Source organism: Micromonospora sp. AMSO1212t (genome assembly GCF_008868145.1).
Taxonomy (GTDB): Bacteria; Actinomycetota; Actinomycetes; order Mycobacteriales; family Micromonosporaceae; genus Micromonospora; species Micromonospora tulbaghiae.
On the sequence record NZ_WBKS01000130.1, the window covers coordinates 1 to 17,100 of the forward strand.

Below are 17,100 nucleotides of genomic sequence, written 5' to 3' on the forward strand. Positions count from 1 at the left end.
GGGCAGCCGGCAGGGGCCCTGGGTCAGATGGTGCAGTTGATGAGGACTGGCTCGGGGTGCAGGGTTACGCCGAAGCGGGACTGCACGCCGTCGCGGATCTCGCGGGCCAGCGCCACCAGCGCGGCCGTACTCGCGGTGCCGGAACGGTTCGTCAGCGCCAGCGTGTGCTTGCTGGAGATGGCGACGCCCTCGGGGCCCGCGTACCCCTTGCCGAACCCGGCCTTGTCGATCAGCCACGCCGCGCTGACCTTCACCGTGCCGTCGGCGCCCGGCCAGTGCGGCGGCTGCCCCAGGTCGGCGGCGCGTTCCCGCACCTGCTCGAACACCTCGCCCGGCAGCACCGGGTTGGTGAAGAACGAGCCCACCGACCAGGTGTCGGGGTCGGCCGCGTCCAGCACCATGCCCTTGCCTGCGCGCAGCTTGCGCACCGTGGCGCGGGCATCGGCGAGCGGCACCCGGTCACCGACCTCGACGCCGAGCGCCCGGGCCAGTTCGGCGTAGCGGACCGGGCCGGACAGTTGGGACCGGGTGAGCCGGAAGTCGACGGTGAGCACCACCCAGCGGTCGCTGTACTTGAAGATGCTGCCCCGGTAGACGAACCCGCAGTCGGCCGCGGCGATCCGCACCACCTCGCGGCGGGTCCGGTCGTACGCCTCGACGGCGACGATCGTCTCGGCGACCTCCTGGCCGTAGGCGCCGACGTTCTGGATCGGGGTCGCGCCGGCCGACCCGGGGATGCCGGAGAGGCACTCCAGCCCGGACCAGCCGCGCTCGACGGTGGCGGCGACGAGGTCGTCCCACGGCTCACCGGCTTCGACACGTACCGTGACGGTGTCGCCGTCCTCAGCGACGACCTGGAACCCCCGGGAGCGGACGAGCACGACGGTGCCGGGGAAGCCCTGATCGCCGATCACGACGTTGCTGCCGCCCGCCAGCACCAGTACGGCCTGCTCCCGGGCTTCCGCTTCCTGCACTTTTAGTACGATCTGGGCGGCGTTCCCGGCGATCTCCAGCCGCCCGGCGGGGCCACCGAGCCGGAGCGTGGTGTAGCGCGCCAGGGTGGCCGGATCGGTCGGGTCACCGGCAGTAGCCGGTTCGGCGTAGACGTCTGACACGCCTTTCACCCTAGGCTGAGGGGTAGCCGGAGCACCCACTGGTGGCCCGGTCACCCCCGGGAGGATGGCGATGAGCAGACTGCACCACACGAAGGACTTCTGGATCGGCGCGCTGCGCACGGAGGGCCCCGCCTTCGCCACGGCGGTGGCGGAGGCGCCGCCCGAGACACCCGTGCTGTCCTGTCCCGGCTGGACGGTGACCGATCTCGCTCATCACCTGACCCGCACGTACGCCTGGGCGGGCACCGTGCTGACCGCGGGCATCGCGACCCGTCCGGAGCGGCACGACCCGGAGCCGCCCGCGGGCCTGACCGCGGCGCAGTGGTACGCGCAGGAGTACGAGCGGATCAGCGCGCTGCTGGAGGCGACGGACCCGGAGGCGCCGGCCTGGAACTTCGCGCCCCAGCCGAAGAAGGCGGCCTTCTGGCCGCGCCGGCTCGCGCACGAGACCGCCGTGCACCGCTGGGACGCCCAGCTCGCGATCGGTGCGGGTGATCCGATCGAGGCGAAGCTCGCGGCCGACGGGGTGAGCGAGGTGCTGGACACCTGGCTGCCGGCGGGACGGCGGGTGCATCCGGGGCAGTGGCGCGGCGTGGTGCAGCTGAACGCGACCGACGCGGCGCAGGAGTGGTACCTGCGGTTGCGGGGCGAGGGCGTCGCGCTGCTGGACACCGCGACGATCCTCGACCACGACGACCACCGTGCGCGGGCGCAGGTGGCCGGCACGGCGAGCGATCTGCTGCTGGCGCTGATGGGCCGGATCAGCTTCGACGCGCTGGACGTGGCGGGCGACCGTTCCCTGCTGGGCGGCCTGCGGGTCGGCTGACGAACGGCACCACGCGGAGAGGGGCGGCCATCGCCCCTCTCCTTCTTTTCGGACACCTCTGAGAGCGCTCTCTTGACAAGGTCCACGCCCCTCCCCCACGCTGTCGTGAGAGCGCTCTCTTAGTTCCGGAACCGCCTTCCACCACCCGTTTCGACGACCCGAGAGGTCAGGACAGCATGCTCACCTTCACGCGCCGCCGCCTGGCGGCGGTTGCAGTGGTCGCCGCCACCGCGCTGCTCGGCACCACCGCCTGCGGCGGCGGCGACGATGCCGCCGCCGACGGGCCGATAACGCTCACCGTCGACGTCTTCGGCCAGTTCGGTTACGCCGATCTCTACCAGGAGTACATGGCCAGCCACCCCGGCGTGAAGATCGTCGAGCGCGGCACCGGCGGCAACCTCGACGAGTACTCCCCGAAGCTCACCCAGTGGCTCGCCGCGGGCAAGGGCGCCGGTGACGTGGTCGCCATCGAGGAGGGCCTGCTCGTCGAGTACAAGGCCAACCCCCAGAACTTCGTCAACCTGCTCGACCACGGCGCGGCCGACCTGAAGGGCAACTTCCTCGACTGGAAGTGGAACCAGGGGCTCACCGCCGACGGCAAGCAGCTCATCGGCCTCGGCACGGACGTGGGCGGCATGGCGATGTGCTACCGGACCGACCTGTTCGCCAAGGCCGGTCTGCCCACCGACCGGGAGGCCGTGTCCAAGCTCTGGCCCACCTGGCAGGACTACATCAAGGTCGGTGAGCAGTTCACCGCGAAGAAGACCGGCGCCTCGTTCCTGGACGCGGCGACGAACACCTTCAACACGATCCTGCTCCAGACCGCCGGCAACAGCAGCGGCTACAGCTACTACGACACCGGCAACAACCTGGTCGTGGGCAGCAACCCAGCGGTGAAGCAGGCGTACGACACCACGATGGACATCATCGACTCGGGGCTGTCCGGCAAGTACGGCTCCTGGTCCGAGGAGTGGGTGTCGGCGTTCAAGCAGTCGAAGTTCGCCACCGTCGCCTGCCCGGCCTGGATGACCGGCGTGATCGAGGGCTACGCCGGCGCGGGCGCCAAGGGCAAGTGGGACATCGCCCAGGTCCCCGGCAACGGCGGCAACTGGGGTGGCTCGTTCCTCGCCGTGCCGAAGCAGAGCAAGCACCAGGCCGAGGCGATCGAGCTGGCCAAGTTCCTGACCAGCGCCAAGGGCCAGATCGGCGCGTTCAAGGCGAAGGGTCCCCTGCCCTCTTCGCCGCAGGCGCTGGACGACCCGGCGATCCTCGACTCGAAGAGCGCCTACTTCTCGGAGGCGCCGGTCGGCAAGATCTTCGCCACCGGGGCCAAGAGCCTGAAGCCGGTCTACATGGGACCGAAGAACCAGGCCGTGCGCACCGAGGTCGAGAACGCCGTCCGCTCGGTGGAGCTGGGCAAGCGCTCACCGGAGCAGGGCTGGACCGACGCGGTCTCCAAGGCCGAGAAGGCCGCCGCCAAGTAACCCGAGCAGCGCGTGCGGGCGGCCACCCGGCCACGGGTGCCGCCCGCACGGCGGAAAGGAGTCCCGGGTCATGGCCGTCCAGCTCGACGCCCGCCCGCCGGTCGCACCGGCGCCCCGCCCCACCCGTCCCGGCCTGGGCAACCGGCTCAGCCGGATCGACACCAAGTACTCGCCGTACCTGTTCATCGCCCCGTTCTTCCTGTTGTTCGGCGTCTTCGGGGCGTACCCGTTGGCTTACACGTTCTGGGTCTCGCTGCACGACTGGGACCTGCTCGGCGCCGAGCACCCGTTCATCGGCTTCGACAACTACACCCAGCTGCTCGCCGACCCGGACTTCTGGCACTCGGTGGTCAACACGCTGGGCATCTTCGTGATCTCCACGGTCCCCCAGCTGCTGGCCGCGCTCTGGCTGGCCAACCTGCTCAACCGGCAGCTCCGTGCCCGTACCACCTGGCGGATGGCGGTGCTGATCCCGAACGTCACCTCGACCGCCGCCGTGGCGATCGTGTTCGCGGTGCTGTTCGGGCGCGACTTCGGCATGATCAACTGGCTGCTCGACCACGTCGGGATCAACGCGATCGACTGGAAGGCGAACCGGTTCGCCGCCTGGGTCGCCATCTCCACCATGGTCGACTGGCGCTGGACCGGCTACAACGCGCTGATCTTCCTGGCCGCCATGCAGGCCATCCCCCGCGACCTGTACGAGTCGTCGGCGATCGACGGCGCCGGCCGGGCCCGGCAGTTCTGGTCCATCACGGTGCCGCTGCTCAAGCCGACGATCATCTTCGCGGTCATCATCTCCACCATCGGCGGCCTGCAGCTCTTCACCGAGCCGCGGATGTTCAACTCCGGCACCAACGCGATCCGCGGCGGACCGCTGCGGGAGTCGCAGACAGTGACCATGTACATGTTCGAGAACGCCTTCGCGCCGCACTACAACTTCGGCTACGGCTCGGCGGTCGCCTGGCTGCTGTTCGCCCTCATCGCGGTGGTCGCGGCGATCAACATCCTGCTCCTGCGCCGGCTCGGCGGCGCCTCCCGCAAGGAGGTCTCCCGATGACCCGCCTCTGGTCGGCCAGCCGGCTCACCTACCTGGCGCTGACGCTCTCGGCCGTCCTGTCGATCTTCCCGATCTACTGGATGTTCGTGGTGGCCAGCCGCACCAGCGACATGATGGGCCAGGTACCGCCGCCGCTCACCCCCGGCGGCAACCTCGGCGCCAACATCGCCCGGCTGTTCGACAACACCGACGCGTACTTCCTGGCCGGCCTGATCAACTCGGCGATCGTGGCCACCACCGTCACGATCTCGGTGGTGTTCTTCTCCACGCTGGCCGGGTTCGCGTTCGCCAAGCTGCGCTTCCGCGGGCGCAACGCGCTGCTGCTGGTCATCGTCGCCACCATGATGGTCCCCACCCAGCTCGGCGTGATCCCGCTCTACCTGCTCATGACGAAGCTGAACTGGAACGACCGGCTGCCCGCCGTGATCGTGCCGGCGCTGGTCACCGGCTTCGGCGTGTTCATGATGCGCCAGTACGCCGGCCAGGCGGTCAGCACCGAGCTGATCGAGGCGGCCCGGATGGACGGCTGCAACACCGCGCGGATCTACTGGAACGTGGTGCTGCCCGCGCTACGCCCGGCCGCCGCCGTCCTCGGCCTGCTCACGTTCATGACCACCTGGAACGACTTCCTGTGGCCGTACGCGGTGCTGAACGACCCGGAGAACCCGACCGTGCAGCTGTCGCTGCGGGCCCTCTCCGACGGGTACTACCAGGACATGTCGCAGGTGTTCACCGGCACGGCCATCGCCACGCTGCCGCTGCTGCTGGTGTTCGTCGTCTTCGGCCGCCAGATCATCGGCGGCATTATGGAAGGTGCGGTCAAGGCATGAGCAACGTCCGATTCCCGGAGGGCTTCGTCTGGGGCGGAGCCACCGCCGCGTACCAGATCGAGGGCGCCGCCCGCGAGGACGGTCGCGGTCCGTCGATCTGGGACACCTTCAGCCGTACGCCGGGCGCGGTGTTCCAGGGACACACCGGCGACGTGGCCTGCGACCACTACCACCGGTACGCCGAGGACGTCGCGCTGATGGCCGAGCTGGGGCTGCGGGCGTACCGGTTCTCGGTGTCCTGGCCCCGGGTGCGGCCGGACGGCACCGGGCCGGTCGAGCCGCGTGGGCTCGACTTCTACGACCGGCTGACCGACGCGCTGCTGGCCGCCGGCATCGACCCGATCGTCACGCTCTACCACTGGGACCTGCCGCAGGCGCTGGAGGACCGGGGCGGCTGGACGGTCCGGGAGACCGCCGAGCACTTCGCCGAGTACGCGCTCGCCGTGCACGGCCGGCTCGGCGACCGGGTACGCACCTGGACCACGCTCAACGAGCCGTGGTGCTCGGCCTATCTCGGGTACGGCTCCGGGGTGCACGCCCCGGGGCGGCGGGACGCCGGTGACGCGTTCCGGGCCGTACACCATCTGCTGCTCGGCCACGGCCTGGCGGCGCGGGCGCTGCGCGCGGCCGGCGCGGAGACGCTCGGGATCACGCTCAACCTGGCCGACGTGCAGCCGGCGGACGCTGGCAGCGCCGCTGATGCCGAGGCGGTCCGGCTCGTCGACGGCCTGCACAACCGGATCTTCCTGGACCCGCTGACAGGCGGCGGCTACCCGGCGGACGTGCTGGCCCACGTCAGCCGGATCGTCGCGCCGGACTTCGTCCGGGACGGGGACGAGAAGCTGATCGCCGCGCCGCTGGACCTGCTCGGCCTGAACTACTACGCGCCCACCTACGTGGCCGGGCGGGCGGGCGGCGCGGGCGGCGACGCGTGGCCGGGCACCGCCGGAACGGTCGAGTTCCTGCCGCCGGCCGGGCCGCTGACCGACATGGGCTGGTCGATCGAGCCGGCCGGGCTGACCCGGCTGCTGGAACGCGTGGCGTCCGACCACCCGGGGCTGCCGTTGATGATCACCGAGAACGGCGGGGCGTTCCCGGACACCGGGCTCGACGAGCGGGGCGGGGTGGCCGACGCCGACCGGGTCGCCTACCTCGACGGGCACCTGCGCGCGGCGCACGAAGCCATCGCCCGGGGCGTGGACCTGCGCGGTTATCTCGTATGGTCGGTGCTGGACAACTTCGAATGGGCCGAGGGTTACCGGAAGCGGTTCGGGATCGTCCACGTCGACTACCTGACCCAGCGGCGCACACCCAAGCGCAGTGCCCGCTGGTACCAGGAGGTGATCGCCCGGAACGGGCTGTGACGAGGTGGTGGTTACGGGGATGACGACGGCACAGCGACCGACCCTGGAGGCGGTGGCCCGGCTGGCCGGCGTGTCCCGGGCAACGGTCTCCCGGGTGGTGAACGGCTCGACCACAGTCGCCGAGCCGATCCGGCAGGCGGTACGCCGGGCGGTCGAGGAACTCGGGTACGTCCCGAACCTCGCCGCCCGCAGCCTGGTCACCCAGCGGACCGACTCGGTGGCGCTGGTGCTGCCCGAGGCGGCCACCCGGGTCTTCTCCGACGACCAGGTGTTCCCGGGCATCATCCGGGGCGCGGCACAGGAGCTGGAGGCCGCGGACAAGCAGCTCGTGCTGATGCTCGCCGGTTCGCCGGCCGGGCACGAACGGGTCGAGCGGTACACCACCGGCCGGCACGTCGACGGGGTGCTGTTCGCCTCGCTGCACGGCGAGGACCCGCTGCCCGGCCGGCTGGCCCGGCTCGGCATCCCGGTGGTGTGCAGCGGACGGCCGCTCGACGGCGCCGACGTGCCGTACGTCGACGTCGACCACGAAGGCGGCGTGAGCACAGCGGTCCAGCACCTGATCGCGAGCGGACGGCGGCGGATCGCCACCATCGCCGGGCCGCAGGACATGGTCGCCGGGATCGAGCGGCTGATCGGCTATCGCAGCGCGATCACCGACGCCGGGCTGCCGGAGCTGGTCGCGTACGGCGACTTCACCCGGGAGTCCGGCACCGCCGCGATGCGCGAGCTGCTCGCCGCCGACCCGGAACTGGACGCCGTGTTCGCCGCCTCCGACCTGATGGCGCACGCTGCCCTGCGTACGCTGCGGGAAGCCGGGCGGCGGGTGCCCGAGGACGTGGCGGTGATCGGGTTCGACGACATCGAGACTGCTGCCTACACCGAGCCGCCGCTGACGACGGTGCGGCAGCCGATAGTGGAGCTGGGCCGGTCGATGACCCGGCAACTGCTGCGGATCGCCGCGGGCGAGGAGGTCGAGCAGGCGCTGGTGCTGCCGACCGAGCTGGTGCTGCGCGAGTCCGCCTGATTTAACCGGTCGCGGCGCGGGCGACGACGGGTCTAGGGTCCGCCGGATGAGTGGAGCCCTGATCCGTCCCGCCCGTGCCGACGACGCGCCCGCCGTGGTGGCGTTGCGCGCGCTCGTCTACCCGTACCTGGTGCGCGGCGTCGAGTCGACCCGCCGCATGATCGCCGAACCACCGCCCGGCGAGGACTGGGCGGCCTGGGTCGCCGAGGCGAACGGGCAGGTGGTCGGCTGGGTGTCGGCGTACCGCAACACGCATACCTCCACACCGGGCGTCGGCGAGATCGCCCTGCTGCACGTGCACCCGGAGCACCGCCGCCGGGGCGCCGGCACCGCGCTGTTCGACGCCGCGCTCGGTCACCTGCGGACCCTCGGGTCCACCCGGGTGCTCACTCACGCCCGTACCGAGTCGCTGCCGTTCGCGCAGCGGCACGGCTTCACGCCCAGCCGGGAGCTGCGCTACTCGGCGCTGGACCTGAGCACGCGCCAGCCGATGCCGCAGGTGCCGCCGGGCGTACGGCTGGTGCCCGCCGCCGGGCTCGACCCGCGCCTGGTGCACCGGGTCGACGCCGAGTCGTCCCGGGACGAGCCGGGGGACGTGCCGACGGACGCGCTCAGCTTCGACCTGTGGCGGCACGAGTGCTGGGACAACCCGGGGCTGGACCGGGAGGCCAGCACGCTCGCCGAGGTGGACGGGGAGCTGGTCGCGCTGAGCCTGGTCAAGCGGGACGGCGACCGGATGTGGTCGGACTTCACCGGCACGCTGCCCGCCTACCGGGGGCGAGGGCTGGCCCGGCTGGCCAAGCAGGCCGCGCTGCACGCCGCCGCCGCGCGTGGGGTACGGACCGCGTACACCTCGAACGACGAGGCGAACGCGCCGATGCTGGCCGTGAACGAGCGGCTCGGCTACCGGCCGGTTGACAGCCATTGGTCGTGCCGGCGCAAACTCACCTGAGCCCGGCGGCCACCCGCACCGCCGTGGCGTACGTGTCGGCGCCGAACAGCACCAGCCGGGCCTCGGTGACGTGCGCCGGCGTGGCCGCGTGCAGCACGGTGAGCGCCTGCGCCACCGCGTCCTCGACCGGCCAGCCGTAGATCCCGGCGGAGATCAGCGGGAACGCGATCCCGGTCGCGCCCAGCCCGTCGGCGACGCGCAGGCTGTTGGCGTAGCAGTCGCGCAGCAGCGCGGACCGGTCCTCGCCCGGCGAGAAGACCGGGCCGACAGTGTGCACCACCCAGCGAGCGGGCAGGTTGCCGGCGGTGGTGGCGACGGCCTGGCCGGTGGGCAGCCCGCGCCCGTAGCGGGAGGCGCGCAACGCCCGGCACTCCTCCAGGATCGCCGGACCGCCGCGCCGGTGGATCGCTCCGTCCACTCCCCCGCCGCCGAGCAGCGACGAGTTGGCGGCGTTGACTATCGCGTCGACCTGCTGCGCGGTGATGTCCCCCTCGATCAGGACGGTGTCCATCTCAGCCCTCCTCGACGGGCTGGCCCAGCGAGCGGCGGGCCAGCAGCGCGGCCCCGGCGACGGCAGCCGGCATGACCAGCACCGCGCCGAGCGGGATCAGGAAACACAGGAAGACCGCCACCCCGAAGCCGAGCGCGGTCGGGCGGTCGGCCCGCAGCCGCGACCGCCGGTCCGGCAGCCGCATCCCCCGCCGGTAGAACGGCGCGCCGACCAGCTCCAGCGCCAGGAACCAGCCACCCACCAGGGCGCCGACCACAGGCACCACCGTCTGTCCCACCACCGGGATGAAACCGGCGGCGAACAGGGGTACGCCGATCAGCGCGGACAGCGCCACCAGGCGCAGCGAGTCGGCGAGGCTGCGCCGCAGCGAGGACCAGAATGGCACGTCCACAGCGCCGGGCGTACCGCCGAGCCGGTCCTCGACCCGCTCGGAGATCGCCTCGTAGAACGGGTCACCGATGACCAGCGTGACGGCGGTGAACGTGAGCACCCCGACCAGCGCGGCGACCCCGACCACCGCCAGCCCGGCGGCGACCCGCAGCAGCCCGCGCCAGGGCGACGACCAGTCGTCGGCGAACGGGGTGAGCCAGCCCGCCAGGTCGTCCACGAAGTAGAGAAGCGTGGCGAACAGGGCCACGTAGAGCGCGCCGGTGATCAGCGCCGGGATCACGCCGAGCAGCATCAGTTTCGGGCTGCGGACGTACATGCCGAAGCCGCGCAGCAGCAGCCCGGCGCCGCCGAGGAAGCGGGTGGCCGCGCCGGTGACCGGCGCGACGGTACGGGAGGCGTTCACGACGGCACAGCCTAATCTCCCGGTGCACCACAATGGGCCTGTGCGTGCGTCCCGGCTGATCTCGCTTGTGCTGCTGCTCCAGTCCCGGGAGACGATGACCGCCGCTGAGCTGGCCCGCGAGCTGGAGGTGTCCGAGCGCACCGTCTACCGCGACGTGCTGGCGCTCTCCGCCGCCGGTGTCCCGGTGTACGCGGACCGGGGCCGGGCCGGCGGCTACCGGCTGCTCGGCGGCTACCGGACCCGGCTGACCGGGCTGAGCCGGGACGAGGCAGAGGCGCTGTTCCTGGCCGGGCTGCCCGGACCGGCCGGGGACATGGGACTCGCCGACTCGGTGGCCGCCGCCGAGCTGAAGGTGCTCGCGGCGCTGCCGCCGAGCCTGCGGGACGCGCCCGCCCGCACCGGGCAGCGGTTCCACCTGGACGTGCCGGGCTGGTTCCGGGAGACCCCGGCGCCGCCGACGCTCGCCGAACTGGCCCGGGCGGTCTGGCGGGACCTGATGGTGGAGCTGCGTTACCGGCGCGGGGACCGTGAGGTGACCCGCACGCTGGCGCCGTACGGGCTGGTGCTGAAGAACGGGGTCTGGTACCTGGTCGGCCGGGTCGGTGACGCCTGGCGGACGTACCGGGTGGACCGCGTGGTCGCGGTCGAGGTGGGCGCCGACGGCTTCGACCGGGACGAGGGTTTCGACCTCGGGGCGTACTGGCGGGAGCAGGTGGGCGCGTTCCTGCGCGAGCTGCTGCGGGAGCGGGTGACGGTGCGGCTCGGCCCGGCCGGGCTGCGCATGCTGCGGCACCTGGTGGACGCGCCGTTCGTCTACACCGAGGCGGTGGACGCGGCCGGGCCGCCGGACGAGCAGGGGCGGCTGGTACTGCGGCTGCCGGTCGAGTCGGTGGACGTGGCGTACACCCAGTTGCTGGCGCTCGGTCCGGAGGTGGAGGTGCTGGCGCCGCCGCGGCTGCGGGCACGCTTCGCCGAGGCGGCCCGCCGCGCGGCGGCGCTCTACACCGCACCGTCGAAGGACGCCGGTCAGCGGTAGCCGGCGGGGTCGGCCGGCTTGCCCGGCTTGACCACCTCCTCGTAGTAGCGGGCCCAGTGCGGGCGGCTGCCGTCGACGTCGGTGAAGCCGTACACCTGGGCCAGGCCGCCGCTGTCGAGAGACTGCCCGTTCCAGCGGGCCCGGTCCGGGTCGGCGGCCAGGGCTGCCACCGCACGCCCGACGAGCGCAGGCGTCTCCGACATGACGAAGTGCGGCTCGGTCTTCGCGGCGTCGCGCCAGGTGGCCTCGGTGACGCCGTAGTGTTCGAGCATCGCCTCCGAGCGCAGCCAGCCGGGCGTGAGCGAGACGGCGGTGCAGTCGTGTGGGGCCAGCTCGTGCGCCTGGCTGAAGCCGAGCCGGTTCACCGACACCTTGGCCAGGTCGTAGAAGACCGACAGGCGGTACTCCCGGTCGTTGTGCTCCTTGGTGCCGTCGCCGACCTCGACGACCAGCCCGCCGGGCTTGCGGATCAGCAGCGGCAACGCGAAGTGGCTGGTGATGATGTGCGTGTCGACGGCCAGCCGCAGCGTGCGGAACCCGGCGTCGAGCGGCTGCTCCCAGACCGGCTTCTCCCAGGTGATCAGCGGGTCCGCGCCCCAGACGTCGTTGACGAGGACGTCGAGGCGGCCCTGTTCGGCGTCGATCCGCTCGACCAGGCCGCGTACCTGCTCGGGGTCGAGATGGTCGACCGCGACGGCGATCCCGGTGCCTCCGGCGGCGGTGACCAGCTCGGCGGTCTCCTCGATGGTCTCCGGCCGGTCCATCTCGGAGCGGCGCTCGCGGGTGGTGCGGCCGGTGGCGTAGACGGTGGCCCCGGCGGCGCCGAGCTGCACGGCGATCTGCCGGCCTGCGCCCCGGGTCGCGCCCGCGACGAGCGCGACCTTTCCGGTGAGTGGTGAGTTCATGGGATCACCGTGTCACCGATACCTGACAGCGGAAGTCCGGTTTCCCTCCAGACCCGGATGGGCGATCATCACCGGTATGCACCTGCTGCTGTCCGGGATCGTCGGCTCGGTCGCGTACGGGCTGGCCGGACCCGGCTCGGACACCGACCGGATCGGCGTGTTCGCCGCGCCCACAGTCGCGTTCCACGGCCTGCACCCGCCCCGCGAGTCGGTCGTGACCACCGACCCGGACGTCACGCTGCACGAGGCCCGCAAGTACGCGCTGCTGGCGCTGAGCGGCAACCCGACCGCCACCGAGCTGATGTGGCTGCCCGACGACTGCTACGAGACCCGTACCGCATTCGGCGAGAAGCTGATCGCCATCCGGTCGGCGTTCCTGAGCGCGCCCCGGGTCCGCGACGCCTACCTCGGGTACGCCTCGCAGCAGTTCCGCAAACTCGCCAGCCGGCCCGCCGACGCAGAGGGGCGGCGGCGATCGGCGAAGCACGCCCGGCACCTCGCCCGGCTGCTGCACCAGGGCCGGGTGCTGTACGCGACAGGTGTGCTGGAGATCCGCCTCGCCGACCCGGGCTGGTTCCGCGCGTTCGGCGAGCGGGTGGCAGGTGGCGGGCTGGACGAGGCGCAGGCCCTGGTGGCGGCCGCCGAGGCGGAGTTCGATCGGGTCCGCTCGCCGCTGCCGGAGCGCCCGGACGAGGAGACAGTGGAACGCTGGCTGCTCGCCGTCCGGGCGGCGTACCTGCCGCGCTGAACGGTGTCGTCAGTCCGCCAGCCGTACGCGTACCCGGCGGTTCGCCCGTCCCTTGCTCTCCACCTTGACCACCTGGACCTTGCCGATCTGGGCGGTGGAGGCGACGTGCGTGCCGCCGTCGGCCTGCACGTCCAACCCGACGATGTCGACGATCCGCACCTCCTGCTCCTCCGGCGGGATCAGGTTCGACTGGGTACGGATGATGTCCGGCAGCGCGAGCGCCTCGGCGCGCGGCAGCACCCGCACGGCCACCGACCGGTCGGCGGCCACCTCGGCGTTCACCAGCTCCTCGATGCGGGCCTTGAAGTCCGGCGGCACCTCGGGGAGGTTGAAGTCCATCCGGGCCTCGCCCGGCTCCATGTTGCCGCCGGTCACGAGCGCGCCGAAATCGCGGAACACCACGCCGCAGAGCACGTGCAGCCCGGAGTGGGTACGCATCAGCATGGTCCGGCGGGTGTCCTCCACCGCGCCGGCCACCTCGGTGCCGACCGGCGGCAGCGGGTCACCCTCGGCCGGGATCAGCCACAGGTCGTCGCCCTTGCGGGTGCCGACGATTCGGGTCTGTACGCCCTGCCAGAGCAGCACCCCGTGGTCCGGCGGCTGCCCGCCGCCACCGGGGTAGAACGCGGACCGGTCCAGCACGATGCCCTGCTCGGGATCGGCCGCCAGCACCCGGCAGGTCCACTCGCGCAGGGTCGGGTCGGCGAGGTCGAGCCGGTGCGTACGGCCGTGGTGTGTGACGCCCATGGACGGCGACGTTACCCGTTCAGGAACTCCGAGACGCGCTCCCGCAGGTCGGCGCGTTCGGTCCAGAGCACGCCGGGCCGGTCGTACACGTGCAGTGTGGCGTTCGGGAGCGCGGCGGCGAGCCGTTCGGCGACGCCGACCGGGTGCAGGTCGTCCTCGGCGGCGGCGATGACCAGGGCCGGCGCGGTGACCGCGGCGAGCGACCCGGCGTCGTCGAGCGGGGCCTGGGCGGGCAGGTCGGCCAGCCCCGGCGCGAGCCCGTCGCGCAGCAGCTGGTCGAGCCGCTGCCGCAGGTACGCCCACCCGGCCGGGGTGTTGCGCACCGACGGCGGCAGCTCCAGCGACACCGCGTCGGCCAGCGCCGAAGCGTCGCCCTCGGCCACCGCGTCGAGCAGGCCGGTGAGCCGGGCGCGGGCCACCTCGCCGCGCGGCGTGTCCAGCACGGCGGGCAGGAAGAAGACGAGTTTCTCGAAGCGTTCCGGGCTCTCCACGAGCAGCCGGCAGAGCGCGCCCGCGCCGAGGCTGGCGCCGAACGCCCGGGTCGCGCCGCCCAGGTCGGCGACGGCTCGCAGGTCACGGGCGAGGTCCAGGTAGCTCCACCGCCCGGGCGGGGAGTCGGAGCGGCCGTGCCCGCGGAACTGGAAGAAGATGCGCCGCCCGGCCACGCCGCTGCCGAACGGGCGGGTGGTGGCGATGCCGCTGCCCAGCCCGTGCGCGAACACGGTGACCGGGTCACCGGTGCCGGTGACCAGCCGTTCCAGGCTCGCCCCGTGCGGGGTGGCGACCAGCTCCGTCTCCGGCTCGGGCAGCGCGGGCCGCCCGGTGCGGGGCGCGCCGGGGCCGGGCCCCCAGGTGCGGGGACCGCCGTCCGGTGGCGGAGGCCAGCGGAAACCTCTCACCAGGACCCTCGGCCGTCGTGCAGGTCCCGCAGGCCGGGCCGCACGTCGAGCAGGTAGATGAGACCGGCGGCGATGCCGACCAGTCCGAACAGGCTGATCGGGCCGAAGCCGAGCAGGGTGAGCGCCAGGCAGACCGCCAGGATGGCGATCCAGCCACCCTTGGGCAGCGTGCCGATCGCGGCGAATCCGTCGCCGCGCTGGGTGACCGCGTGCACCAGCGCCACCCCCTGAACGACGAGGGCGAAGACGAGCAGGATCAGCTGGATCACGCTTTGGACTGCGAACGCGAAGATCGGCGCGGCGGTGGCCATGGGTGCAAGCTTATGCCGAGACCCCGGAAACGTCCGACAGGACGTTGTCCGGGGTCTCGGTGGAGCATCAGATCATTCGGCGGCCGGGCGGGTCCGCTTCGTGGTCTTCGGCAGCTTCGCCGACGGGGTGGCCGGCTTGGTCGCCTTGGTGGCGGTCGTCTTGGCGACGGCCTTGGTCGCGGTCGCCTTGGTGGCGCGGGTGCGCTTCACCGCGGCCGGCTTGGCGGCCACCGCCTCGGCCACCTCGGCTGGGCTGGGCACCTCGGTCGTCGCGGCGACGGCCGTCGGGGCCACGTCGGTCTTCGGGGTCTCGTCGGCCTTCGGGGTCTCGTCGGCCTTCGGGGCCACGTCGATGCCGGTGGCCTCGGTGGCCGCGATGTCGGCGTTCACCGTGTCGGCGGCCTCCAGCACGCCGGCGCCGACGACGCGCTCACCGCGGGCGACCAGTTCGGCGTACGCGGCCAGGGCGCGCTCCTGCGCGGCGTGCGCACCGGCCACCACGACGGCGGCGTTGCGGGTGGCCGCCTCGCGCAGCTTGTCCAGGTTCGCCGCCTCGCGCAGCTTCTCCAGGTTGGCGGCCTCACGGAGCTGGTCGAGGTCGGTGGCGACGGCCCGCTCGCGCAGCCCGGTGGCGGTCTGGTTGGCGGTCTTCAGCGTCTCGGTGGCCTTCTGGCGCAGCTCGAAACCGGTGACGACGGCCTTGCCGCCGAGGTCGGTCACGACCCGGGTGCCGAGGCCGCTGACCACGGTGGGCAGCTTGCGCAGCTGCTCCAGGGCCAGCTCACCGGCGCCGGCGGCGGCGTAGAGGGGTGCGGGGATGCGGTTGGTCTTCGGCTGGGTGGTCATGACTGCTCCTCCTCGGCCGCACCGGCGGCCTTCCGGGCCGCCCGGCGGGCGGTCGTGTGCTCAGGGGCGGCGGTGGTCGGGGCGGGCGCGGCACCCGCTTCGGTGACGGCTACCGATTCGAGGACCGCCTCGGTCGGGGTGCCCTCCGGCGTGACCGGACCGGTCGCGGCCGCCGCGACGGTGGCCGGGGCCTCAGTCGCGGTGGCCGTCTCGGTGGTCTCGGCCGTGGTGGCCGCTTCCGTCGTGGTGGCGGCCTCGGTCGCCTCGGCCAGGCGGGCGTTCTCGCGCCGGAACGTCTCGTAGATCTGGGTGAGCGACTGCTTCTGGGCCATGGTCAGCTCGGGGTCGACGGCGATCGCCGCGAGTACGCCCTGGCCCTCCTTGTCGTCCAGCAGCCCGGCACGCAGGTACATCGCCGGGGTGGAGACGCGCAGCGCGCTGGCGAGCTGCTGGAGCACCTCGGCGCTCGGCTTGCGCAGCCCGCGCTCGATCTGACTCAGGTAGGGATTGCTGACGCCCGCCTGCTCGGCGAGCTGGCGCAGTGAGATCTTCGCGTTGCGCCGCAGGTCGCGAATGAACCCGCCGACATCGGGAAGGTCCTTGCTGGTGGCCATGACTCAACGCTAGCTCGGGCCGCTAACTCCTGCAAGCAAAACGCTAGCCAGAGTTAGCGGGGTCACCGAAGACGGGTTGCGGAGGCCATGTCCGGTCCGTACCGTTCCCTCCCGTGACCAAGATCGATATCAACGGCGCCCAGCTCGCGTACGACGAGAGCGGCACCGGCACCGCCGTGGTGTTGCTGCACGCCGGCATCGCCGACCGGCGGATGTGGCGCGAGCAGGTCCCGGCGCTCGCGCAGCGGCACCGGGTGATCGCGCTGGACCTGCGCGGCTACGGCGACTCGGAACTGCCGCCCGCGCCGTTCGCCCATCACGACGACGTGATCGGGCTGCTCGACGCGCTGGGCATCGAACGCGCCGCGCTCGTCGGGTGCTCGTTCGGCGGCCGGGTGGCGGTGGACGCCGCGCTCGCCCACCCGGAGCGGGTCTCGGCGCTGGCGCTGTTCGGCGCGCCGGTCTCCGGCAACGAGTGGTCCGAGGAGACCGAGCAGCTCTGGGAGGAACTGGTCGGTGACGTGGACCCGGAGGACTTCGCGGCCACCGCCGCCGGCGAGGTGCGGTTCTGGGTGGTCGGCCCGACCCGCCGACCGGAGGACGTCGACCCGGAGCTGATCCGGTTCGCCGAGGAGATGGACCGCCGGGCGCTCGCCGCCGAGCAGGCGCTGAGCGCGATCGAGGTGGGCGAGCTGGACCCGCCGGCCATCGACCGGCTGGGCGAGTTGCGCGTACCGGTGCTCGTCGGCACCGGCGCCGACGACCTGGCCGACATCCGCCGCCTGGCCGACCGCATCGCCGACGAGGCCCCGAACGGCGTACGCCTTCCCGACGTGCCGAACGCCGCTCACCTGCTCCCCCTGGAGCGCCCCACCGAGGCCAACACCGCCCTCCTGTCCTTCCTCCTCTGACTCACCCTCCCCCCTCTGCGCGTCGATCTTGCACTTGCGGCCCTCGGCACGCCTGGGATGCGCGTTCTGCCAGGGCGGTAAGTGCAAGATCGACGCGCAGAGGGGGGAGGGTGAGTCAGAG

The 17,100-nt window shown here is 72.6% G+C and carries 19 protein-coding genes; 10 read left to right on the forward strand and 9 right to left on the reverse strand.

The genetic code is table 11. The features are described 5' to 3' along the window. Window positions 1-23: 23 nt before the first annotated feature. Complete coding sequence (locus F8279_RS24750) at window positions 24-1,115, reverse strand: UDP-N-acetylmuramate dehydrogenase (RefSeq protein WP_151501225.1); 1,092 nt, start codon at window positions 1,113-1,115, stop codon at window positions 24-26. A gap of 70 nt (window positions 1,116-1,185) precedes the next feature. Here F8279_RS24750 and F8279_RS24755 point away from each other — a divergent pair, with 70 nt between their 5' ends. The 7 genes from F8279_RS24755 to F8279_RS24785 all read left to right on the forward strand — a co-directional run bounded on the left by F8279_RS24755 (window position 1,186) and on the right by F8279_RS24785 (window position 8,658). After that, complete coding sequence (locus tag F8279_RS24755; RefSeq protein ID WP_151501226.1) at window positions 1,186-1,941, forward strand: maleylpyruvate isomerase family mycothiol-dependent enzyme; 756 nt, start codon at window positions 1,186-1,188, stop codon at window positions 1,939-1,941. 176 nt (window positions 1,942-2,117) lie between these two features. Continuing rightward, a complete protein-coding gene (locus F8279_RS24760) occupies window positions 2,118-3,425 on the forward strand; it encodes an extracellular solute-binding protein (protein WP_151501227.1) in 1,308 nt (435 codons plus the stop codon). Between the two features lie 70 nt (window positions 3,426-3,495). Further along, window positions 3,496-4,485, forward strand: a complete 990-nt coding sequence (locus F8279_RS24765; protein ID WP_091425349.1) for a carbohydrate ABC transporter permease — start codon at window positions 3,496-3,498, stop codon at window positions 4,483-4,485. Further along, window positions 4,482-5,315 (forward strand): carbohydrate ABC transporter permease, encoded by an 834-nt coding sequence (locus F8279_RS24770; protein WP_151501228.1) that lies wholly within the window; start codon window positions 4,482-4,484, stop codon window positions 5,313-5,315. Before F8279_RS24765 ends, F8279_RS24770 begins: the two co-directional genes overlap by 4 nt. Further along, a complete protein-coding gene (locus tag F8279_RS24775) occupies window positions 5,312-6,679 on the forward strand; it encodes a GH1 family beta-glucosidase (RefSeq protein WP_151501229.1) in 1,368 nt (455 codons plus the stop codon). The genes F8279_RS24770 and F8279_RS24775 overlap by 4 nt, the downstream gene beginning before the upstream one ends. A gap of 19 nt (window positions 6,680-6,698) precedes the next feature. Then, window positions 6,699-7,706 carry a LacI family DNA-binding transcriptional regulator gene (locus tag F8279_RS24780; protein ID WP_091425361.1) on the forward strand — a complete coding sequence of 336 codons (1,008 nt, stop codon included), beginning with the start codon at window positions 6,699-6,701 and terminating at the stop codon, window positions 7,704-7,706. Window positions 7,707-7,752: 46 nt separating this feature from the next. Continuing rightward, window positions 7,753-8,658: a GNAT family N-acetyltransferase gene (locus F8279_RS24785; protein WP_151501230.1), complete on the forward strand. Its 906-nt coding sequence runs from the start codon at window positions 7,753-7,755 to the stop codon at window positions 8,656-8,658. Here F8279_RS24785 and F8279_RS24790 read toward each other — a convergent pair. Further along, window positions 8,651-9,169 (reverse strand): O-acetyl-ADP-ribose deacetylase, encoded by a 519-nt coding sequence (locus F8279_RS24790; protein WP_091425365.1) that lies wholly within the window; start codon window positions 9,167-9,169, stop codon window positions 8,651-8,653. The two genes, F8279_RS24785 and F8279_RS24790, sit on opposite strands and share 8 nt — an antisense overlap. A gap of 1 nt (window position 9,170) precedes the next feature. Then, entirely contained in the window at window positions 9,171-9,962 is a 792-nt protein-coding gene (locus F8279_RS24795) for an EI24 domain-containing protein (protein ID WP_091425368.1), read from the reverse strand. Window positions 9,963-10,002: 40 nt separating this feature from the next. On the opposite strand from F8279_RS24795, the gene F8279_RS24800 reads away from it, so the two are divergent. After that, window positions 10,003-10,998, forward strand: a complete 996-nt coding sequence (locus F8279_RS24800; protein WP_151501231.1) for a YafY family protein — start codon at window positions 10,003-10,005, stop codon at window positions 10,996-10,998. On the opposite strand, the gene F8279_RS24805 is transcribed toward F8279_RS24800, so the two are convergent. After that, the gene (locus tag F8279_RS24805; RefSeq protein ID WP_151501232.1) at window positions 10,989-11,903 is read right to left on the reverse strand and encodes an SDR family oxidoreductase; all 915 of its coding nucleotides are present in this window, start codon (window positions 11,901-11,903) and stop codon (window positions 10,989-10,991) included. The two genes, F8279_RS24800 and F8279_RS24805, sit on opposite strands and share 10 nt — an antisense overlap. Before the next feature lie 76 nt (window positions 11,904-11,979). Here F8279_RS24805 and F8279_RS24810 point away from each other — a divergent pair, with 76 nt between their 5' ends. Further along, entirely contained in the window at window positions 11,980-12,651 is a 672-nt protein-coding gene (locus F8279_RS24810) for a nucleotidyltransferase domain-containing protein (protein WP_151501233.1), read from the forward strand. 9 nt (window positions 12,652-12,660) lie between these two features. Here the strand turns inward: F8279_RS24810 and F8279_RS24815 are convergent, their stop codons facing one another. From F8279_RS24815 to F8279_RS24835, 5 genes are all read right to left on the reverse strand, one after another. Beyond that, on the reverse strand, window positions 12,661-13,398 hold the full coding sequence (locus F8279_RS24815; RefSeq protein WP_091425376.1) for an alanyl-tRNA editing protein: 738 nt from the start codon (window positions 13,396-13,398) through the stop codon (window positions 12,661-12,663). 11 nt (window positions 13,399-13,409) lie between these two features. Then, a complete protein-coding gene (locus F8279_RS24820; protein ID WP_091425378.1) occupies window positions 13,410-14,297 on the reverse strand; it encodes an alpha/beta fold hydrolase in 888 nt (295 codons plus the stop codon). After that, complete coding sequence (locus F8279_RS24825) at window positions 14,294-14,608, reverse strand: DUF2516 family protein (protein WP_091425380.1); 315 nt, start codon at window positions 14,606-14,608, stop codon at window positions 14,294-14,296. Before F8279_RS24825 ends, F8279_RS24820 begins: the two co-directional genes overlap by 4 nt. A gap of 72 nt (window positions 14,609-14,680) precedes the next feature. Then, a complete protein-coding gene (locus tag F8279_RS24830) occupies window positions 14,681-15,454 on the reverse strand; it encodes a hypothetical protein (protein WP_151501234.1) in 774 nt (257 codons plus the stop codon). Beyond that, window positions 15,451-16,068: a helix-turn-helix domain-containing protein gene (locus F8279_RS24835; protein ID WP_091425385.1), complete on the reverse strand. Its 618-nt coding sequence runs from the start codon at window positions 16,066-16,068 to the stop codon at window positions 15,451-15,453. Before F8279_RS24835 ends, F8279_RS24830 begins: the two co-directional genes overlap by 4 nt. A 113-nt stretch (window positions 16,069-16,181) precedes the next feature. Here F8279_RS24835 and F8279_RS24840 point away from each other — a divergent pair, with 113 nt between their 5' ends. Beyond that, window positions 16,182-16,979, forward strand: coding sequence for an alpha/beta fold hydrolase (locus tag F8279_RS24840; RefSeq protein WP_151501235.1), 798 nt, complete (start codon window positions 16,182-16,184; stop codon window positions 16,977-16,979). The last annotated feature ends 121 nt before the right edge of the window (window positions 16,980-17,100 follow it).